The organism is Pseudomonas sp. A125, assembly GCF_055409485.1.
Map to the genome: position 1 here is coordinate 76,362 of NZ_JBUZVP010000011.1, position 20,255 is coordinate 96,616.

The following is a 20,255-nucleotide window of genomic DNA, read 5'->3' on the forward strand; positions in this document are numbered from 1 at the left end:
CGGGGCAATCCCGGGGAAAGTGATCTTAAGGGGTGCTCAAAATCCGAAGGGCTGCCTCAGTTCTGACAACCCTTTCAGCACGATCTATCTCCCCCATTTCGTTCCAGCAGTGATAGGCCTCTTCGTACTTTGCTTGTCGCTCTGATATGCGGCACAGGGTCGTCTGATACTCTGACCCGGATAAGTAATCTTTCGCGAACTGCTTCAACGAATCGTCGCGACCGGTCTCCCAGAGAAGAGTGGCTACGGTATCGATTGCATGCTTTCTGTTTTCGCCACTGATGCCGAAGTATTTCATTCTGAGTTGACCAGAATTATTGCGGCTAACGTATTGGGCAAGCATCCGCTCAGCGTGCTGGTATTTACCCATTAGAACAGCCTGGTCCGCGCCCGAGAGTTGGCTCCGATCCTGCAATTCAGATTCAGAGGGTGCGAAGAAAGGCTTCTCGTCGTGAGCACAACCCGACATGGCAAGGACAGCCATAGCCAAAATGGAATAGCGCTTGATCATCACAATCACCGGAAATGGTTCACGAGCGAGTATGGACCTCCGGTACCGAACAAAAGGTTCTCGCGCGGCAGGAGAGATTTCAGCAAGGTCGGACGAACACCAAACAGCTTCGTTATTTCTTGGTACGAGGCATCAGGGGTCTTGAGCAGGAAAAACGTTGCAAAGTTCTTGAGCAGATCTTTGGTGACCTGGTCGGGCTGCTGCACACCACACCAGACGCCAACACCATAGCCTCGACCTTCCGTACCGATTCGGTTAAACGGACTTATTGGAGAGACGGAGATTTCCTTGATGTGTTTACCCTCGTCCGCAATGAGGATGTGAGCTGGAAATTTAGGGTTGAAGGCGTTGTTACGCTTGGTCTCCATTACCCCCATTGCGAATACCTGGCTTGCGATAATCCGCATGATCACTTGCTGGTGAGCTGGGCTCAGAGCGGTGAGATCATAGCGGTTGATTTTTCCCTGCCTCGGCTTAGACGGATTGCCGGTGAACAGCCTGCTATCAACCATCCCTTGGATGATTGCTTTGAGACTGTATAGAGTTTCCTTTGACCAATGTTCCCAGTCGCTACGGGCGCCATTTCGATTTGTGAGGGCATCGAAGTTGATAAGCTTTGAAGCATGACCTTTTAGCGTGTCCTCAAGGGTCGCTCGAATTTCGTGAACTCGCTCCTCAATTGCTGAATTAGGCTCCTCATCGATCTTCATCTTCCGGATGTCTTTTTCAGCCTGGTTTTTGGCCTGGCCAAAGGCCTTAAAGATGTCCGCAACGGTGGTGGTGTCCATTCCCCCAGTGAGGGCATTAAAGATCAAATCGATCTCACCAAGCACGTCGATCAAGGTTGGAGATTGCCGCGCCCAAGTCTCAGGGTCATCGTGGTCGATTCCTGACTTCGTGTAGACCGTCTTTAGAATCTCGATGAGGTAGTTCAGCTGCTTCGGGCCTGCCTGCGGGTTGAAGACCTTAACAAGCTCTTTAACGTACTCAATTGTACGCACGACTCCCCCACCCTCCTCTGTCCGCGGGACCTGCAGCGGATTGAGCGAGCAGCCGTCTTGGTAGTAGTTGAACTTGATCTCATTAAAGTCTTCAGGGTGGAGCATATGCCCCAAGCCCGTAGCCTCAAAGTTCGAATGCGCGAAGTCACCCTTAATGTCGATAACGTGTAGGGTCGTACCTCGCACATACACATTTGCTGCCATGTGATGGATCGTATGTGTCTTACCGGCACCCGACCCCCCAAGGAAAATGATGTTGAAATTGGTGACCGACGGATACGACCATATTTTGGGTTCGCCAGTCTTCGCGTCCACACCGATATGGATGTCTACGAAATGGTCCAACCCACTCCCGCGAGATACGCCTTGTGCTAACGCTGAAGGTGCGTGTGCTGAAGCTTGATGCATTTGATTTTCTCTAAGAATTTTAGGTCAGCGGCGATGCGCTGCGGAATTGAATCGCCCTGAAACCGGACGTAGGGAAACTTGCAGGTGGTGCACTTCAGCTCTTCGTTACGCAATTTGGCTGAATTACCTGGGGTGTCGGCAATCACATCGATTGACTCATCATCCCCGCATTCACACTCAACCAGGATGCCGCTCTTGCTCAACCGTACTGCTCGATCATCAAACTCACCCCGAACCTTGGCCAATGGCTCAATGTCCTGATCGAAACCACCTACGAGGTCGATGAAGATGTCGCTCCAAGCCTCGTCATGTGGTTTCTGAATTTCGACGCCATCAACCTTGGACTTCACACCATGTAAGACGTGAGCTAACTCATGGGGGATAACCTCTCTGATCATCACCTCGAAGTCCTGCATCAAGAATAAGGCCTGCAGGTTGAGCTTCACGATACCGTGGGGCTGCCCCCGTATCAGCATGACGTCTAGGTTTGATGAGGAGTGGTCGCTCAATGAGTAGTCGAACCGGAGATCGATCCACACGTCCTCACCAGGAAAGCCAACCTTCTGCAAAAGCCGACTAACCTCTTTGGCCGCATGTATCTCCCGGGCGTACTCAGCGTTGTGCTGATAAATCAGTGGGAATTTCAGATTCTCGTTCATACCCCAATAGTGGGACTGGACTGCCCCATTTTGGAGAAGTCACCTGGTCGAGGGGTGAAGCAAGCCGTAAATCTTGTCCCACTCAGTGAAGTCACCAACGTTGCCGGCTTTCACAAAACGATCCATGGCATCGACTGGACCATTCTGAATGTGCTCGATCGTACCGATGTCTTTGCGTGGCCATCTATTCTTTCCAACTGCGAAAACGGCCTTCTTGGCCTTCTCAATGTCGACCTCTAGGAGACACTCACCATTGGCAGGAATAGAGCCCAAAGGAGGCTCTGCGGGGAGCTCAGTTGGTTCGGGAACCACATTGACATGTGATGGTGTGCCAGTGGTCGTGGTGCATGAGGTTGGGGTCCTCATGCGAGGCTTCATGTGCGCTAGAAGAGCAGTATCACTCAATGATGGATAAAGCAGCTTGGCTAGCCCCAGGCAGTGCAGCTGCAGATGGAAAATGTCGGTGTCGGATAGCCCAACCAAAATAGACCTAGCACTACCATCCGAGTCATTTTCGAAGGCACGTATGCTAAGTGGGAATTCGAGGTCTGTCTCAAAGCCGGTCACCTGTTTCTTGGGAGCACCCGGCCGAATAATCTCATAGGTGAAATTGGGGGTATCGCCGGCTAACCATGCATAGAGTGATCTCACTCCACCCATGTCGAGAGTTAAGGAGATTTTTTGCATATCATCTTGCAAAAGAAACGTGCCCTTAACCTTCCGACTGAACACAAGCTTCAACCCAACGTGAACCTTAATTGCACGGCCCGCCTCGAAATCGTTCCTCAAGTAGAGGGCAACTCCAAGCCCGGCATTACTGAAAACCTGGTGGGTGCTCAGATGTCTACCTGTTCTAGGCTTTGCGGGGTTTACAGGGTTAAAACTCCAACCGGCCTCATCCATTGAACCCTTGAGGTAAGTTCGATGGACTGTCTCGAAGTCAATCAGCAAAAGACCTCCTCCTCGCGAAGCGGCGCTTGTGGAACCACAGAAGCCCAAGCGCCCCGAAAAGCCATACCGAGTGTGCTGCTGCACAAAGGATGTAGAAGGACCTCAAAATAACGGTATGGGCGCGGACACCATATCGACTGTCACCGATCACCCAGAAATGGCTGCCCTTCTTATACACAAGCACCGCCATCGTTCCATTAGATACAAGATCATTGTCGGAGCCAAAAGTCGTACCCAGCTCGGCTATCGGTTCTGACTTAAGCATCTCAATGCGCGCCCTGACTTGATCCCGAATGTAGGGATTGAATGCTGACGGCTCAAAGGTATCGCCTTGCCAGCAAACTAGACTACTTTCGCCACAGACCCGATCCATCTCAGAGGGCACCGCTACTGCCGCAACATTGCCCCAGGCAATGCTGAAATTCCAGCCTGGCAGAATTGTCTGCACAAGCAGCATGTGGAACAAAAGCGTTGTCGCTACCACGGTGCATTGAGCACTGAAAATCATGATCCGATCAAGCGTGCGCCATTGCTTCACAACCACCGTAACGCCGACCCCGAGTAGTGAGACAGCAGCCAGGCCGAGATTGAGGAACTGTGGGTTTACTGAAGGTCCAAAAATCAAATGGGCAAGCGTGTAGTTTTCACCTTGATGCCATAAAAGCAAGACGACAAAAAGCGCACCGAGTCCGCTTTTGGCGTTCAGTGTCCGACGAAAAATCATGGTTATCGATAGAGCAAAGGATAGGTAAATCAAGAGGTGAGAGTAATCGACGATCCAGTCGAAAATGTTGCCGGTGAACCAGTCACGGATGTAAGTGAACGAGAGGGAGAAATGGTCGAGATCAATGCTGCGGTCAGAGGCATCCTCGGTCCACATGATCTTGAAGAACTCTCTGTTAGACATTGGCAAGCGGCTTCTCAGTATGGGCGGTCACCTATGCTGCCGGTGAGGTCCTAAGATCGCTAGTCAAAATGGGGTAGGGAAAGTACAGGAGGCGTAAGGGCCGACTGCTCGGCCCTCGGTGCGTGTCCAGGTACACGCACGCCGGATGAGGTTGCGCCAGCAGAAGCAAGCGAGGAAGTAGGCTCACTTGCTTGAATACTGGAGCATCGAACCGCCAAGTATCGGCGGTAGGGTCTCGTTCTCGACGTTGCCCATAAATGAGTTACAGAAACTGATGTCCGCAAAGAGTACCAGTACGTGGTACCCAGGGTTGGCCATCTCGTCTTCTTGACTGAAGGCATAGTACCCAGTTCCTGGATGGTACCCGTGCAGCTCAATATTCCATTTCTCCATGGTATCGCGAACGAATTCAAGCGGCAGGGAGTCTTGGAAGTAAAGCTTGGGTGCCTCAGGCCGAGCAAGAATGCACTCTGCGCCGTAGCGAAAATGGCCCTCGAACGAAAAGCCTAAGTCTGTAACAAACTGGGGGGAATTGTCGCTAACGTGATCGTACATCGTGACACCTCATCGTCTGATTTCTGGGGCGGGCGCCACCTCCAATCAACCTCCAGAGGAAGATGCTTGGAGGTGACGCCCGCCCCTTCCGTCAGTCGGAAGAAGCGGGTCACCAATCAGTTAGAACAGCGCAGCCACGGCAGCTTCAAGAAAGCTCAAGGCCATCTGAAAAATGCCGTACACAACGCCCCCGATAGCTAAGTACCAACCGAGTGCCCGAGCCGTACGGCTAGAAGCATCAACGTCTTGATACATATGATAAAACTCCTGGTCACCGAGGTTGGCGGGGCCAACAAACAGCTTGAGTTCGGTCTCCTGGTTTTTAGGAATACCCAAAGCCTTTTTCGCGTCATAGTTCAACGCAATAGAGTCTTTGGTCAGCTGCTTTTCACCAGCTATGGTCGGTACGCCCTGGGCTCGGATCATCAAGAACTTACCGTTCTCAGCGTTGTAGATCTTGATCAGACCTTTACGGCTGACCAATCCAGTACGCCCTTTCCCAGTGCTACTACCAATGTGCATGTTTGAGAGCCGAGCAATACTTAACTCAGCATCAGCACCGCGTAGTGAGAAGCAATGCGTGACCTCAATGTTTTGAACCGGCTTACGAGCAGCAAAGTGCGTCTGAAGTGGACGTGGGTCAAAGACCTTCATGACCAACCAGAGGAATTTTGCTGCCTTGAGCACAGCTACGTCGAACATTGGGACCAGCTTAGCTTTGATATTTGCTTTCATGATTTTCTCCTACTGAGGGCCGGACCTCAGCTCGCACACCGTTTGGTGGCTAATGAATTATGGAGAGGACGCCGGCAGCGCCCCTCGAACATCAGTTAGTCAAAATCGTAAGAGAAGTCGTCAGACTCGAAAGCATCCATAAGAGCTTTAGATACTGGTTTTCTTCTCCCGCCCTTACTCGCAATGACTTCATCTGCTTCGTCGTCAAACTCAGCGAGATCTGCATTGAGCTCAGGCTCAGGTACGAATTCGTCTTCGACCTGTGCAGGCTCTTGCACGTCATCCACCGCCGGCACGCAACTGACCTCAACTGTCACGGAAGCAGGAACCACAAGTGGCTCGGCAACCTTGACGGGTTTAGATACAGCTTCGATCGGAGGTAGACCCTTTGCAGCACGTTGCTTGGCACGCATTTCACGCATCTGATCCCGCTTGGTAAGAGACCGGATGGTGTCCCCCGTGCGGGTGTTGTCGATGAAGTCGTGTTGGGCAAGAACTTGAAGGAAAGCTTTGAGGCAATATTGGTGGTCCTCATCGGCGTCCATCATTCTCAACCGAACGTCTAGGACGATAATTGAGTTGATGACCAACCAGGAGCAAGGGTCATGGAACAGCGGTTCGATTGCAGACCTCGCGGAGGTCAGCACAAGCTGCTTATTCAGATCCCGGAAAAGGCTGCCCTTCTCCCCATAACGTTTGGCGCCTTTGAATGGCTTACCAACGCGCCGGTATTGAAACCCGAACGTGTCGTTTAACCACTGCCCATTCTTCACGAGAGGTTCGAGCCCTAGAGCCTTTTCCAATCGCTCAATCGTTGCGTTGTCAGATCGAGTATCAGATGTGGCCATAACCTCAGCCACGTTTTCCTTATCAACCTGAACAGCACCGGGCAGATATCCAGAGGTCGACCACAGAGCCTTACGATCAAAAACCAGCCGGGTGGCGGTAGCTTTTCGGTCGGACTGTTTTCTAACGGATGGTGTGCGAATTACTTCGCCGAACAGATCAGTTTGCATAGCGCGCTCCAAATTGGGCGCACCACTCCCCTAACGGGTGTGGTGGCCCGTCAGGGGTGGGAAGTTTCGAAATTTAGAAGTAGAAAGCGAGCGAACCGGGGTTAGCGGTTTGCTGGGCAGATACGCTTGATTCAACGGCCGGGACCGCCTGCTCTAGCTTCACATCAGCAGCTTGTGCAGCTACGGCTGGAGCCGCAGCTTCTTCAACAGGAGCAGCCACAGAAGTGACTTCAGTTGTTGTCGAGGCAACCGCGGGGGCGGTCGCTACATTTTGCTGTTGAGCTACATCGCCCTGGACAGGTGCGCTTGCAGTGTTGCCCTGGGGAGCCGAGGCACCCAACAAGGTTTGCTGCGCTGTACTCACAACAGAGATCAATGGCAAGCCTTTGGTCAGGTGATCAACGACTTTCCGTTGGTCACGTAATGCAAGCAGGCACTGTTCAAAGTTGGTGAACTCAGGAGCACTCATGAACCCAGACTCAGGCAGCTTTTCCAACTCAGCCGAAAGGGCGTCGTGGAGCGGCTTGATCAGCGGATGAATGAAGGCCAGCGGAACCAGCTTTTCAGTCATCGCTTTAGCACGACGAATCGTGCGAGGGTTCAATTTGATCTCGCCAGTGCTAGTGGTCCGATCCTTACTGTCTACAAGCTTCCAAATTGCATACGCTTCAGCACAAACATGCTGAACGCAGGCACCCATCACCCCTTCACGAAGAGCCACAACGCTGTCGCGCTGGGCCTTGTAAAGCTTGGTATTAAAGTTCGCATCGTCCAGCTGGATAATGTGAACGCTGTACGCAAAGGTGAGGTTCTTAGCTACTTCCTCCCACGTTGGTTGACGCTTGACCAGTGCTGCCATCAGTTTCGAGACAGTGAGTTGATCTGCGCCACCTTTAATTGCTTTGGCACCCAATTCGAGCAAGTGCTTTTGGCACATGTCGGTGTAGCGCGCCTCATCAGTTGCCAACAGCTCATCCCATTTAACTTCCAATGCATCAAGTTCTTCTGCCTTCTCAACTGCCGAAGCGATGGTGTTAATACCGCCGAGATCAGTTTTGATGGAGCCGAGCTTGTCCAGCACCTCTTCCGCTTGTTCGCGAATGCGGTGGTATGGACGCAGAAAGTCCTTAGGGAAGATTTTCTCACAGAGCAGTTTACGTGCCTCCTTCGGCAGCTCTCCAACCACAACGTCAATGTCTTTCATGTCGATCTGACGATCTTCAGAAATGCACTTGATTTGATGATTTAGAACAGCAACCTCAGTTTCAGCAGTTTGAGCAACGATCTGAACAGAGCTGTTTACGTTTGCAATAGTCATGGTATTTCTCTCGCACCCGCCGGACCACGGGGCAAATTTAATTAACACCCGGGGCCGGAGCCGGGTGTGTATCGAGCAATAAACTCGAGCAAACACCCGGCGTAAGCCGGATGTTTGATCCAGCTCACTAGGAGGAGAAGAGGCCCGATATCGGGCCTCCCTGACTTATTGGCCGAAGCCGAATTCGTCAGGTTTAACGGTATGACTAAAGCGAGCCTGTGCGTTAAGTCCGATCGAGAACCACTCGGTGAGGAGAGGGAATCGCTCGAACTCTGGTGGGGTCAGTGCTCCCGGAGGGGCATTGAATCCAGCATTGCACGCTGCACAGATAGCGGCCTTTTCATCAGGCGCGCCACCGTTAGGAGCTATGTTCGTTAATGCGCTTACAGCGGTATCTACTAGGTCCATGATGGATCTCACTCCCGCCGTGTCGGGGTATTTGGTTTTCAAACACCTGGTCACGGGGCCAGGTGGAATCGAGATCGATGTCTCGAAAATCACCCAGCTAGGTCTGCCCGAAGGCCGTCCTGGTTGAGATAAGGCTCTAGAGAGCCTTCAGCTTCACTTCGCGGATTTCTCAGCGAGACGCTTAGCTGCTTCTTCCTTTTGATCGCGCTCACAAGCGGCTTTCCACCCAGCATTCCAGCCTTTCAGCAGAACAGGAGTGGTTTTAATCACGTCCGGTGCACCCCATGGATAACCATGGAAACCAGCTGAGTAGCCGTGACCCTCTACTGTTTCCAGAGAGATTTCACCGGGCTCTAAAACGTGATCATTGAACGCCGAAATTGCTACTTCGACGTAGTCGTAGTTGATTAGACCGGACATAACTTCCTCGCACCCTAGTTGGGGCATTTATGAAAAACGCCCAGGGCTACCCGGGCGTTCTGAGGCAAGACCTCGGAATACCCAGGTGGGTACAGTGATTGTTACATCAACAGTTTTCTGGCTTCAGCCAGTAGAACAGGTGTTACCTCAACACTCGAAGCTGCTACTGCATATGGGATACGAGCCTCAGTGAGCCAGTCTGTACGGACCTTTTCACCAATGACCAGATACACCACACGAACACCACTGCTTTCGCAGAAGCGGGTCATTTCAACAGCCTTGGCAACGTTGCCAGGGGCACCATCCGTGAGGACAAACATCACCTTACGGTTGGCTTCGTGGCACACCAGTCGACGCCCTGCATGGAATACAGCCTCTCCAATAGGGGTGTGACCGCCGCCCGCCACTTTCCTGAGTCCGCCAATGCGGTTGATTGCAGTTTTAGAGGAATCGCCGAAGCAGCGAGCCATAGAAATCAGCTCGCCGCCTTTAGGTGCGAACCCAAGAATCTCGCGAGGGCAACCGATCTGGTCGAAGACCTTCTCAAGGAGCATCACGGATTCAAGGATCGAACGAAGAGTGCTTGGAGCCTCAGCGGCCTCAAACTGGTCCTTCTCACCTTTGGCGAAATCTTTATCGGCTTTATCCTGAGTAGAGCTGGATAGGTCGACAACAATTGAGATTGCGGTAGTAGGACGTTGAGCTTCCTCACTTTGAGTGAAAACGCGAACATCGCCCAGGCCTACACGGTAGAGATGGTTTTGCCCCAGCTGACCGCGAGTAGTCGTAAACGACTCTGCTTCCTGCTGTTGCATCAGTAAGCCTTTCAGCTTACTAGCTAGCACTTGAGACCTACGCCCCAAACGCTTTTCCATATCGCGGGCCTCAGAAATGTCTTCGGGGCATACCGTCATCCCGTCGACCTTCTCCTTGTTGCCAGCGCCTCCACCGAAGCCCTTACCTGCTTTACCTGGTGCTTGATCCAGTTTGCCGTCAATGACGCAATCAGGAGCCAGCGATTGGCCTTTGTAGTCAGGGTTGGTACCGCTTTGTACAGACTTGGAGACAGACTTGACGGCGTCACCGTCGTCAAATACTTCTTTGTCGCCGAGGCCAGTGGTATTGAGAATCTCGTCAACGATTGATTTCAGGGAGCGACCATCAGCCGCCTCTGAACCGCCGGTTTGACCCGCATTACCATCAGTTGTACCAGCCTGTGCACCAGTTTGGCCATCAGGCCCAGTAGCGCCGTTACCTGGGGACTGCTCATCACCATTGCCTTTCCCGCTGTCAGCACCATCACTGTCCTGAGACTGTTTTGGGTCCTGGCCGCCGTCTTTGCTTGGTTCAGATGGATCCTCAGGTTCCAAATCGCCAGTGGTACCTTCAGTGCCACCGTCCTGTTTGGGCTCCCCATTCGAACCTGAATCGTCAGCAGGTGATGATTGCTCACCTCCCTTCGACTCCTCAGGTTGACCCTCATCCTTCTTCTCTTCATCTTCACCAAGCGCTTTCAGCATCGCAATGATCCGCAGCGTCAAGCTGCCAGCATCTTGAGTTGATTGCACATTTGGGAATTCGTTGATCAGAATTTCATTGAGATTGCCACGAACGTGATCAGCATGAGCACCGAAGTGCTTATTGAAGTTAGCCTCGATTACCGCGAACGGGTCACGATACTCACTCCACCGATCGGTACGTAAGTAGCAAAGGGAATAGCAGGCAACCGCTTCAGCAACAGAATTGCTGCCGTCACGGAATCGCTTGCGTTCAAACAGGATGCTCGCCTTACGCCGGAAATAGATTTCGGCTTCTCGGGTCGCTTGTGCTTGTTTGTACTCCATGTAGACGTCGTCCAATGCATTGAGCAGGAAGCGGGCGAAATCGCCATGCTTCGCAGCAAATGCCTGGAAGAAAACCACATCAGAGAATTGGATGTGCCCAACCTCGTGGAAGCCAAAGGCTTTCGTAAGGTCAAGATCATCTTTAGTCAGGTTCATAGGCAGGCTTGGAAGGTAGACACGTCGACCGTCCGTACGGGGTTGCTCATCCTTACCAAAGACGAACTCGATCCCCGAGTTTGAAGCCAAGACCCGAAAGAACGAGATCCAGCCTTGAGTGATTGCATTTTTGCTGAAGTTCATCATTGCAGACATGGTCATTCTCCGATTCGGATTGCTTTAGCTTTCTGATCGTGCAGCACTGCGTTGCCACGCAGCTTCGCGATAGAAGCTGTGGGAACGCGGTGTTGCGTGTGAATGACAAGATCGGCGTGATGAGAAGCCAGCTTCCGGTATGCCAGAGCCATGCGGCGGTGGTAACGGATCATCACGAATTTGGAAACAGCCTGCGCTACGGTTTTGAACAGTTTCATGGTGTTGCCTCGCACCCGCCGGACCTCGGGGCATAAAAGATCTACACCCGGGGCCGGAGCCGGGTGACGTTGAGTTCGAAGAACTCGACAAACACCCAGCCAGAGCTGGATTTCAACTCTCAGAGCAAGAGGCCGCCCGTTAGGGCAGCCCGTAAAACTGTTAAACCTTACCCTGCAGCAAATCAGCTTCCAGCTTGTGACGGAGAGCCTGGTGGCTCACGTAGTCAATCCGCGGGTGCTCAACTGCTGCAAGGGCCAGACGCTCAGCCAAACGGCTAAAACGTGCGGCCTGCGCTTCGTGATAAGTACGCAGAACGATGCCAATCCAGAACAAATCCAGAGCAGCGTCAACGCGAGTGATTGCTTTCATCAATGCTTTCATATTTGGAGCCTCTTACCTGCCGTGCACAGGAACAAATTTGGTTTCAACCCGGGCACGGTGCCGGGTCGTGTGAGCTCAGTGAACTCGAACAAAAACCCGGCGTGAGCTGGGATTTTGGTCCAACTCACTAAAGAGGTGCGGTCCATTGAGGACCGCATTTTCAACAATAAAAATCTACTGCACTGAAGACTTTCGTCGCCTGTACAGGGATCGTTTGGTCTAGCTTGAGAACACTGCTGAGAACTTCAGGGTGATCCTGATACCACTGAAGATGTTTCACATCAGCGGCAATGAACGGATTCGATTCGAGAAAGCGCCAGTTCTGATCAGATGTAAGCTCGATCACCGCGCCCGCCTTGATGGCCCCTTGCAGAAATGCTCGGACGTACACATCAAGAAAGGTTTCGCGAGTGCGCAGATGCAACAACCCACGCCCATCAGGGAGAAGGTAATTGTCATCCAGCATTCCGCGGTTCTCGCAAAGCTCCTTCGCCTTCGTGGTCATGATTTCCCATAACCGTTCAGGCACAAATCCAAACCTGATGATTTGAGCCCCAAGGCGCATCTCAACAAATTTGTCATCGTCATAGCTCTGTAGCTGGACATCAGCATGTGACAAGACCTCATGAACTGCCCGCAACCTGGCAAGCCCGGCTGCGAACTGATCTTTGGCCATAGTCTTCACACGTGCGTAAAAGCCTCTCAACACCAGAGGGAATTCCTCATGGTGAAGATCTGCTGGCACCTGCAATTTGCTGGCAGTGAATGCAGTGTCGAGATAACCGTCAGCTCTCGCCTCAGAAACCATCTCGCACATAAATTCCCATGCATCGTGAGAGCTGCTTGCAGCTCCCTCCAAACGCTTAGTGATCTTAGGTTCGCCTTGAACCATTTGACCCTCGAACATGATGCTTTCGCGCGTCCCAGCCGGCAGGAAGCCGGCCAGGAAACTTCCATTGGGGTTCACAACGTAAAACATGGCGAACTCCTTTGGTTAGGCGGCTGCTGCTTTTGAGGCAGCTACACTTTTGGTGATGAAATCGTCCGCGATCGACGTAACCGAATAAGCATGCTCTTCCGGCAAAATCAGGTCGCGGCTGAATGTTGACTTGAACAACTCAATAGCCAGCACTCGGTCGGTTTCTTCAAGATTGGTGTAGATAGAATCCACGAAGGACTCATCAGTATCGCCGTACATCATCCACTTGTAAGCCCAACGCTGAATCTCGCGGAACGAGATATTGTCGCAGGCTTCTTCCATGGCGAACGCTTTACGAAAACGGAAAGCGAACTCTACGAGTTGATGGATGAACATGTCATCCATTGGGGTCAGTTCACGCTTGGCAGCGTAGGCATCTGCAGCACCTTTGAGGGCTTTCATTTCCTCTTCAGGTGTCATGAAGCCCACCTTGAAGCTGGTCATGCGACTACGAACAGCAGCGTTCTGAGCGTTGACACCGGCGAACCGGGCATCGCTCTGCTGCTTACCACCAGTGTTATCGGTCGCGAACAACCGGAACATTGGGTGTTTAACGATAGTCATCCCGCCGTCCACGTTCAAAAGATCACGTGGGTTGAGCGTAGGATCAATACCGTGGTGTTTCAGGTTGATTACCCCGTCACCTTGAAGGATGTCGTTGACACCAACCATAACACCGGGACGCAGTGTGCAGATCTCGTCGATGAGGCATGTCAAGCCAGTGCGATACGCATAGCTCAAAACACCATCGAACTCTTCAACGTCACCACCCTTGATGGTTTTGCAACCAAGCAAGTGAGTGTCGTCGATGCCATTGCTGCCAGTGATAGCGATCATCGGCTTGTTCAGGCGATTGTGCATCTGTGTAACCAAGGAGGATTTACCTGTCCCTTTGTCACCTACCAGCATAAAGCTGGTATCGCCACCCTTCATGCTCAACAGGATCCGGCGAACCAGGCTCTTGTTGAAGACATGATCATCGTTACCCTTCGGCACTAGAGGATGGTCCCCAACGAAGACAGGCAGTTGCCCTACTCCCTTGAGTTCCTCAGAGAAGCCAAAAAGCTCGTGAGCCATGACCATTTTAACCGGCTGCGAAGCCAGGGATTCACGGTGCATCGCTTCGATATCAGCAACAGTGCGAGCAGCTACGGTGTTGGTTACAGCGTTAGTTACGTTAGTCATTTTAAAAGCCTCTCACCCGCCGGACCACGGGGAATCTTTAAGTAACACCCGGGGCCGGAGCCGGGTGCGAATCGAGTAGTGAACTCGAGCAAACACCCAGCGTGAGCTGGAGGTTTGATCCAGATCACTAGGAGAAAGGACGCCCGGATAGGGCGTCCGAATTACAGAAGAATGAGATGTGTACCCACACCCAATTGGACCGGGCATGAGTAGTCGCCACCTTCAATCTCAGTGAGATCGAAGGAGTGAAGTTGACCCATCCATTTCAGCTTCAGCGTAAGAACGTTGCCGTTCATGCTCAGCTGCGTGCCGGTGTACATAGCAACCTCTTCAAGGTACTGCTGGAACTCAACTTTCGAGATCCTGCAGCCCGTGGAAGCGCGACGAACGTTCAGCAACGTTTCGGTAGCGATACCAGTAAAACCTGGTACCCATTCGGCAGATATAGACATTTTGGTTCCTCGCCGGCAGTCGCCGGGATTCAAAATCCAGGCGAAATGCCAACGAGCTAACCGTCTGAGATTTACTCAGACTGGTTGAGCAGACCAGATATAACTTGGTGGTAAATGACGAAGCTGAGTGGTCACTTCATCGTAAGATCCCTTTCGGTGATACTCACAATTCGAATTCCCATCCCATACTTTAATCAGCCACATATTTATTACCCTTACCTACTAAATGCATGCGAAAGCACACACGGTCGAATGTTTAAAACATCCGGCAAGGCCGGATGCTTTATCCAGCCCTAATGCAAGGGTTACCCCGCTTCGCGAATTCCCAAAGGAATCGCATCCTCATCCCAGAAGTGATGAAGGATCATTCCAGCGCTTAACTGATCCCGAGAAACACCCAAGCGCGCAGCAAGTGCGAACTCAGACATTCCACCGACAGATAATCGGTTAGCTTCGGCCCAGAAGGCCCTATCAGGTAGGTGCTGCACTTCCATCAGAGGTAGTGAAACTACAACTGAAGCATTGATGGATTGCGACACCGCCGGAGCGTCATGCGACACTCCATGAGCAAAACCTTTCGCCCATTCAGCATGGTTGAAAGTGTTTGTCTCAAAAGGGTTGCTGGTGAAGCCCTCTTTGAGGTTAGCAGCCTGGCGGCCAGCCTCCCAAGGAGTGACTAGATCGTTAGCGAGGGCGATAAACCATACGAGGTCACCGCGAAAATTCATGTTGTTCATTGCAAAACTCTCCTACCCGCTGCAGACGGGAGATTAAAAAAAACGCCCGTCTGCAGACCGGGCGTGGAATTGCCGACGCCCGGCAACAGCAAAGCTGTGCCGGACGTTTTCACGACCAGACAGCGTTAGCTGTTTAGATACCCGTAGTGCTTCATTTCCATCTCTGCAGCTGCGACAGCTATCGAGAGAATTTCACCGGTCATCACGCTAGCGACTGAAAGCCACCAAGGTAGATGGATACCGTTGAAAAAGAGGATATAGAGCGTAAAACCAGTCACCCCCCATTTGAAAACCTTAGCCAGCCATACCGACACGAATGTAGGTACAACTAACCAGTGCCTCATAGGTGGCTCAGAAGTGATCGTCGATGCAAGAAGCACGAAGACCAGGACCAAGCGGTACTGATGATAGATTTTAATCAGTGCTTTCATAGGAGCGAGCCCTTTCTGAAATCCTGATAAACGAGTTTGTTGATTTTTGCAGTTTTGATAAAACATATATTCACCATTATTATTAGATTTTGTTTTTATAGAGTGCTGCGCCCTCCCAAAACCTAACAACCCAAAGGGGATTGTTAGGGCCCCTGGGCGGTGAATCCTTGCAGCTCCCTCAGTTACGAGGGGTGTGTCTGAACGGAATAAAACGCTTTCCGTTTGCTTCGCAGTGATCGCAACGTAACCATACTAAAAAAGCCATGATCAATACCGCTATGATTGCTGTGGAAGACATGGTCAGTTCCTTAAGTGAGTTAATGAAAGTTTTCATCTCACCATTACACTTAAGGGCCATGACCTTTTCTTTTCTTGCCGCGTAGGGACTTACGCTTACGCGCTCTCCGCTGCTGCAATTTCATTTTTCTGCTCTTCTCCTTTGAGGAAGTTGAAGACTTGGTCAGCATTACTGCGACCATCAGTACCGAAATCAGAAAAACAATCTTCTGTTCCTTAACAGTCCACCCTTCAAACAAGGAGGCAGAGACAGTACCCATGATAGCTGACACAATTGCCAGCATCAGGTTTTTGATGTATGACATCAGTACCTCCAGTGACGCCGTCGCGCGTTAGTTGATAACACTCCCGGGGCGTCCCGCCGGAAGTATTTACTTCCGGCCCGAGGGCTGGATTTAGCCCATCGTCTGATGGAAAACTATTTAACCGACATTAGCTTCAATGAAGTCTATAGCAAGTTGATTCTTTTGATGCTGACGCACGGCAACTCGTCTCTCCAGTCTGTCACGCAATGTAGTGCGTAGCGCTTCATACTGATGAGGACCTACCTTACGAACCCAAGAACTAAGGTAATGCTGTCCTTCGAACTCCTTCCGAAGTTCGGATGATAGGAGTCTATGGGTCAAAACCTGTGAATTGGGACACCAAACCACGTTGATCCCTTCCGCACCGTCTGAACTTTCGATCAGTTCGGTGTGTTGGGATATGTACATTTGCCGCTCCATTTGGCTCATCTTTTTCAGTGCCTCACAAAGATGATCACCTTGCGCAAGATATTTGATCAAGACAAACTGACCAATCTTGCGGTTAGAGTCTTCCTCTTTACGGCGCTTATCGACGGCACGTTGAGCATACCGCTCCATACGAACTGACTCTTTCATTTGTCACTCCGAAGGGCAGCATTACCCTGGGGGCAGTTGTGCCCCACTAGGTAGGATGATTTAGACCAGATCAGCAATTGTTAGCCCACCTGGTATTCTGTAGCCACGCTTTGAACCTTCCAGACACAGCCCAGCGAAATCACAACGAGTTTGACTATCACAGGGAGAGTTGTAAGCAGCACCAGACGTTCGATGAAACTCACCACGTCTAATACGGCCAGCAACTACACGAGCGTAGTCGAATGCTTCTTCAACATCACTACGTGTACGCTTGGTCCATTGCACTGGCTGCCACATGGCTTTTACAAGAGACTCGGAATCAGGTTTTGACATACTCGGCTTTAGCCCTGAGGCAAAACCACACGCTGTCGGTTCCTTAATCCCAAGAGACTCACACGCTAAACGTACAGCTTCCCAGTAAAACGTCAGTTGCAAAGCGATGCCTGCAAATAAAGCGCCTTCCTTAGTAGCTGCCGTTTTCCAGTCAAGAATGACTGTATCCCCTTTAGATGCGATAAGAACACCATTGAAAATGATGTCCCTTTCCGCAACACCAACAAAGTCGATGACCAGGTTGATGTAGGTATTGTGTGAAATCCTTAGCCGAAAAGCTCCCTCAATGATCAAAGGTCGAAGACCCAGATTCTCGAAAAACGATGGGAACTGATCTGCTAGACGCTTGCCGATTGCTTCGTTAACCTCGCGCGTCTTTGACTTTGCCATGCTGATTAAGCCTGACATAGACAAACGGAAAAACTCATCTGAGAAGTGCTTTCCCATTTGATCGCGGTCGATATAACCTTTGATATAACCTTCTATTACCCAGTGCAAGGCAGAACCAAACACAAGATTCAAAGGTGTAGCCATTGGTTTTATACGAGCTCGGTAATAGCCAAGTGAACGTTGGCAGACCTGAGATTTCAAAATCTGCGTAGGTGACATATCAACAACAAAGTCATCAGAGACAGGGTTGAAAATATATGTCGGATTAAGATATGCAGTCATGCTCTCACCTATTAACGGCGCACACGACTAACCCAAGGGCAGTGTGAGTGCCCTTGAGGGAAATAATATTTAGTTAAAAAGGAGAATCGTCAGACTCTTCCTTTTCATCCTTCAAATCAAAGTTACCTTCGTGTTCGTGCGACAAAAAGCGTGCTTTCGCTTGCTCAAATGAATCGCCTGAAGGTGTCCTCCAAATTGGAGGGACACTCACGAGTTCAACTTCGTTCGACATGAAGAACCTCCTATATCCCTGACTGCACCAGGAATAAGCTCATAGAGATTACCCGTGCAGGGGAGTTGGCATGAAGCCGGAGGAGCCATTATCAGAGCAAGAAAGCGCTGAGATGGCAGAGATACAAAATCCTGGGACAAATCTACTGAAGCGCGAACGCAGCAGGAAATGCCTAGTACCTCGAATATGGAAACGTCAAAAGACGGGTCCAAAATGGTTCCAGCAATGTCTGTGCTCAACAAGCCAAGAATTAGCATGACTTGAATCACACCCTGAAAAACCTCATAGAAATGCTACGACGTAGATCAGGTTAGCTCTCGAGGAGGGCTAGTAGGACGGGTTAATGCTGACTCACCTCTGATCGGCCGTCAAGCCAAAATGACAGCATAAAAAAACCCTCTGGCAGCAATAGCTGGCCAGAGGGTTGTTTTGTAGTCACGCCACTTTAGCCTCAGCCAAAAAGGTCTCTTTCGAGATCTTCTTAACGTGGCCTGTAGGTGTAAACACACCGCCTTCGAGAGCACGGGTACGCAGGTAGTCAAAACGCTCAGTCAGGGGCATCTCCAGCACCTTCTCATTGACCGCGATGTCCTCCCAGTCAGGACCTTTCGCTTCCTTGGTGGGGTTCGTATCGGGGATCATGAGACATACGCGAAAGCCTGCACGCATCAGCTCGATGAAGAGCTTGTACATGTAGGTCTGACCTGCACCATGCTTTTCGCTAACTTCGTTGTAAGGGTCGTGATCGGCCCAAAGCACAACGTCGTCAAACTCATCACGGTTGACGTAGAGACCAGGCAAAGACGTGCAGCTATTAGCAGCCCGTACGCTTTCACCCGTAACCAGATGAAGCGCCCATCCTTTTTCGACACCTTCACATATGTGCAAGGTTCTGCACTCTGGGACGGTGGCAATAGCAACGGGTGTCTTCGACCAGTTGTCCAAACCTGAGCAAACCTTCTTAGGCTTCGAAACCAGGGGGTGATCAAGCTTGAATCCGTCCTGAGTGAGGAAGATGCGATGAAGGTTCATCACCCTACCCTGCCCATTACGAAATGCAGACACGATCGCCGGGAACCTTCCTACCAGTTCCTTGATCCGGACTTTGTTCTCCACACGAGTGCGGTAGTACGGAAGAGCTGGATGGAATTTAACATCGCCAATGGCTTTGTTGAGTGGGATTCCGCGGCGACGGAAGTACAACCGTCCGACTGCAGCATCAGGATGACCAAGCGGAAGCAGATCCTTGACAATCTGTTTCATCGAAGCCGCCTTAATTGCATTGTCTTCAGCAGTTGAACGAGGACGCTGACGCTTAGGAGCCGGAGCTTCTTTAGCCTTATACGCCTCACTACCGCCACCAAACGCCCGCTTAATCTCTTTACAGACATCGACAAAATTACTGCCAACACCTGCTTGAATAAGCAGATCAAACTGACTCCATCCGTCCTGGTTGCAGGAGCAAATGGCCCGGCCTTCATGGTCCGCCTTTTCGGAAAACCTGAAGGAGTCACGACCGCCGCCTTCCCGATGACGCTCTGGGAAAGGACAATCTACGCCGTGACCATGATGTCGAATTGCGGGCGCGAGGATAGGGGCTACACGTTCGATGACGTTTAACCAACCACCAGCGTGCTTAACAATATCGGCAACCTCGTCCTTCAAAGGAAGACGTTTTTGACTATCTGACATGGCTGTATCTCCTTGAAAAATGAGGCAGCCATGTCCCTAGGGGCATTAGGCGTGCCCTTGAGGGTGTGTGTTACGTGAATACGGATTTTTAAAGAGCCCTAGCGCAGCAAATAGCTGTACGAGGAACCTTCGACAGAGTTCGATGCGAAATGCGCATGCGAAAAACTGGCAAAAAGATCACCTATGACGCTAAAGCTGTCGGAACTCGTATTCAAGGACACGATGTACCAGAAACGCAAAAAGCCCTGACGCGAACGCCAGGGCCTGTTGGGATTGCTTTCGCCTGGGTACCGCTCCTACAGCCTTGAGAAAAGCTGTACGAGGGGTACCCAGACAAAGTCATAGATGCAAAGAAAACGCTCTAAACCTACATCACGAAGTGTGGTGCGGGCGAAATACACAACTATGAACTGCGCATCAAGAGCTGATAATCAGCAAAGAGCAGCGGCGAACACGGTGGCATAGTCCTGAGGTTTTCAGTATCGACAAACGATAAGGTAGTCGAAACACATCTCTCTGAGGAGATTTGATACTGCATCAGAGATGTCATAGTTTTTAAGATCGGGACGGCGAACTGCGACAAGATAGTGATGAATGGTGAGTGCGAAAGGACACACACACAAACGTCAAAATCCAAGCAGACCGACCACATGCAAGTGAAAGCACAGATGGGCAATGAGCGAGGTGACGGATGGATGTGTAAACACCAAACGACAAGT

General features: G+C 51.2%; 23 protein-coding genes. All 23 read right to left on the reverse strand.

Translation table 11 applies throughout. The annotated features are described in order from the left end of the window. Positions 1–25: 25 nt before the first annotated feature. Positions 26–511, reverse strand: coding sequence for a hypothetical protein (locus ACZRN6_RS16560; RefSeq protein ID WP_169904155.1), 486 nt, complete (start codon positions 509–511; stop codon positions 26–28). Positions 512–516: 5 nt separating this feature from the next. Further along, positions 517–1,857, reverse strand: a complete 1,341-nt coding sequence (locus ACZRN6_RS16565) for a type IV secretion system DNA-binding domain-containing protein (RefSeq protein ID WP_011922833.1) — start codon at positions 1,855–1,857, stop codon at positions 517–519. Between the two features lie 26 nt (positions 1,858–1,883). Beyond that, the gene (locus tag ACZRN6_RS16570; RefSeq protein ID WP_078465854.1) at positions 1,884–2,579 is read right to left on the reverse strand and encodes a SprT family zinc-dependent metalloprotease; all 696 of its coding nucleotides are present in this window, start codon (positions 2,577–2,579) and stop codon (positions 1,884–1,886) included. Between the two features lie 39 nt (positions 2,580–2,618). Then, positions 2,619–3,530, reverse strand: a complete 912-nt coding sequence (locus tag ACZRN6_RS16575) for a hypothetical protein (protein WP_169904154.1) — start codon at positions 3,528–3,530, stop codon at positions 2,619–2,621. After that, positions 3,520–4,437: a hypothetical protein gene (locus tag ACZRN6_RS16580; RefSeq protein WP_169904153.1), complete on the reverse strand. Its 918-nt coding sequence runs from the start codon at positions 4,435–4,437 to the stop codon at positions 3,520–3,522. Before ACZRN6_RS16580 ends, ACZRN6_RS16575 begins: the two co-directional genes overlap by 11 nt. Positions 4,438–4,620: 183 nt before the next feature. After that, a complete protein-coding gene (locus ACZRN6_RS16585; protein WP_011922829.1) occupies positions 4,621–4,992 on the reverse strand; it encodes a hypothetical protein in 372 nt (123 codons plus the stop codon). A 120-nt stretch (positions 4,993–5,112) separates the two neighbouring features. Beyond that, positions 5,113–5,727 (reverse strand): hypothetical protein, encoded by a 615-nt coding sequence (locus tag ACZRN6_RS16590; protein WP_011922828.1) that lies wholly within the window; start codon positions 5,725–5,727, stop codon positions 5,113–5,115. 95 nt (positions 5,728–5,822) lie between these two features. Beyond that, positions 5,823–6,743 (reverse strand): hypothetical protein, encoded by a 921-nt coding sequence (locus ACZRN6_RS16595; protein WP_169904152.1) that lies wholly within the window; start codon positions 6,741–6,743, stop codon positions 5,823–5,825. Between the two features lie 73 nt (positions 6,744–6,816). Next, entirely contained in the window at positions 6,817–8,061 is a 1,245-nt protein-coding gene (locus ACZRN6_RS16600) for a DUF3150 domain-containing protein (protein WP_169904151.1), read from the reverse strand. Positions 8,062–8,622: 561 nt separating this feature from the next. Then, complete coding sequence (locus ACZRN6_RS16605; protein WP_078465859.1) at positions 8,623–8,889, reverse strand: hypothetical protein; 267 nt, start codon at positions 8,887–8,889, stop codon at positions 8,623–8,625. 101 nt (positions 8,890–8,990) lie between these two features. Next, positions 8,991–11,045, reverse strand: coding sequence for a hypothetical protein (locus ACZRN6_RS16610; protein ID WP_169904150.1), 2,055 nt, complete (start codon positions 11,043–11,045; stop codon positions 8,991–8,993). Between the two features lie 2 nt (positions 11,046–11,047). Beyond that, on the reverse strand, positions 11,048–11,263 hold the full coding sequence (locus ACZRN6_RS16615) for a hypothetical protein (RefSeq protein ID WP_078465861.1): 216 nt from the start codon (positions 11,261–11,263) through the stop codon (positions 11,048–11,050). A 160-nt stretch (positions 11,264–11,423) separates the two neighbouring features. Continuing rightward, positions 11,424–11,645, reverse strand: coding sequence for a hypothetical protein (locus ACZRN6_RS16620; protein ID WP_007250479.1), 222 nt, complete (start codon positions 11,643–11,645; stop codon positions 11,424–11,426). Between the two features lie 160 nt (positions 11,646–11,805). Next, entirely contained in the window at positions 11,806–12,624 is an 819-nt protein-coding gene (locus ACZRN6_RS16625; RefSeq protein WP_169904149.1) for a hypothetical protein, read from the reverse strand. Positions 12,625–12,639: 15 nt separating this feature from the next. Beyond that, positions 12,640–13,809: an AAA family ATPase gene (locus ACZRN6_RS16630; RefSeq protein ID WP_011922821.1), complete on the reverse strand. Its 1,170-nt coding sequence runs from the start codon at positions 13,807–13,809 to the stop codon at positions 12,640–12,642. A 161-nt stretch (positions 13,810–13,970) separates the two neighbouring features. Continuing rightward, the gene (locus ACZRN6_RS16635; RefSeq protein ID WP_116826566.1) at positions 13,971–14,261 is read right to left on the reverse strand and encodes a hypothetical protein; all 291 of its coding nucleotides are present in this window, start codon (positions 14,259–14,261) and stop codon (positions 13,971–13,973) included. Between the two features lie 305 nt (positions 14,262–14,566). Continuing rightward, the gene (locus ACZRN6_RS16640) at positions 14,567–14,998 is read right to left on the reverse strand and encodes a hypothetical protein (RefSeq protein ID WP_011922819.1); all 432 of its coding nucleotides are present in this window, start codon (positions 14,996–14,998) and stop codon (positions 14,567–14,569) included. Positions 14,999–15,123: 125 nt separating this feature from the next. Continuing rightward, positions 15,124–15,495 carry a hypothetical protein gene (locus ACZRN6_RS16645; RefSeq protein WP_169904148.1) on the reverse strand — a complete coding sequence of 124 codons (372 nt, stop codon included), beginning with the start codon at positions 15,493–15,495 and terminating at the stop codon, positions 15,124–15,126. A gap of 281 nt (positions 15,496–15,776) precedes the next feature. Further along, complete coding sequence (locus tag ACZRN6_RS16650) at positions 15,777–16,031, reverse strand: hypothetical protein (RefSeq protein WP_078465865.1); 255 nt, start codon at positions 16,029–16,031, stop codon at positions 15,777–15,779. Positions 16,032–16,148: 117 nt separating this feature from the next. Then, positions 16,149–16,607: a hypothetical protein gene (locus tag ACZRN6_RS16655; protein WP_011922817.1), complete on the reverse strand. Its 459-nt coding sequence runs from the start codon at positions 16,605–16,607 to the stop codon at positions 16,149–16,151. Between the two features lie 60 nt (positions 16,608–16,667). Next, positions 16,668–17,612 carry a PD-(D/E)XK nuclease family protein gene (locus tag ACZRN6_RS16660; protein WP_011922816.1) on the reverse strand — a complete coding sequence of 315 codons (945 nt, stop codon included), beginning with the start codon at positions 17,610–17,612 and terminating at the stop codon, positions 16,668–16,670. Positions 17,613–17,685: 73 nt separating this feature from the next. Further along, positions 17,686–17,844, reverse strand: coding sequence for a hypothetical protein (locus ACZRN6_RS16665; RefSeq protein WP_155007399.1), 159 nt, complete (start codon positions 17,842–17,844; stop codon positions 17,686–17,688). 435 nt (positions 17,845–18,279) lie between these two features. Continuing rightward, positions 18,280–19,536: a DUF7146 domain-containing protein gene (locus ACZRN6_RS16670; RefSeq protein WP_169904147.1), complete on the reverse strand. Its 1,257-nt coding sequence runs from the start codon at positions 19,534–19,536 to the stop codon at positions 18,280–18,282. Positions 19,537–20,255 lie beyond the last annotated feature (719 nt).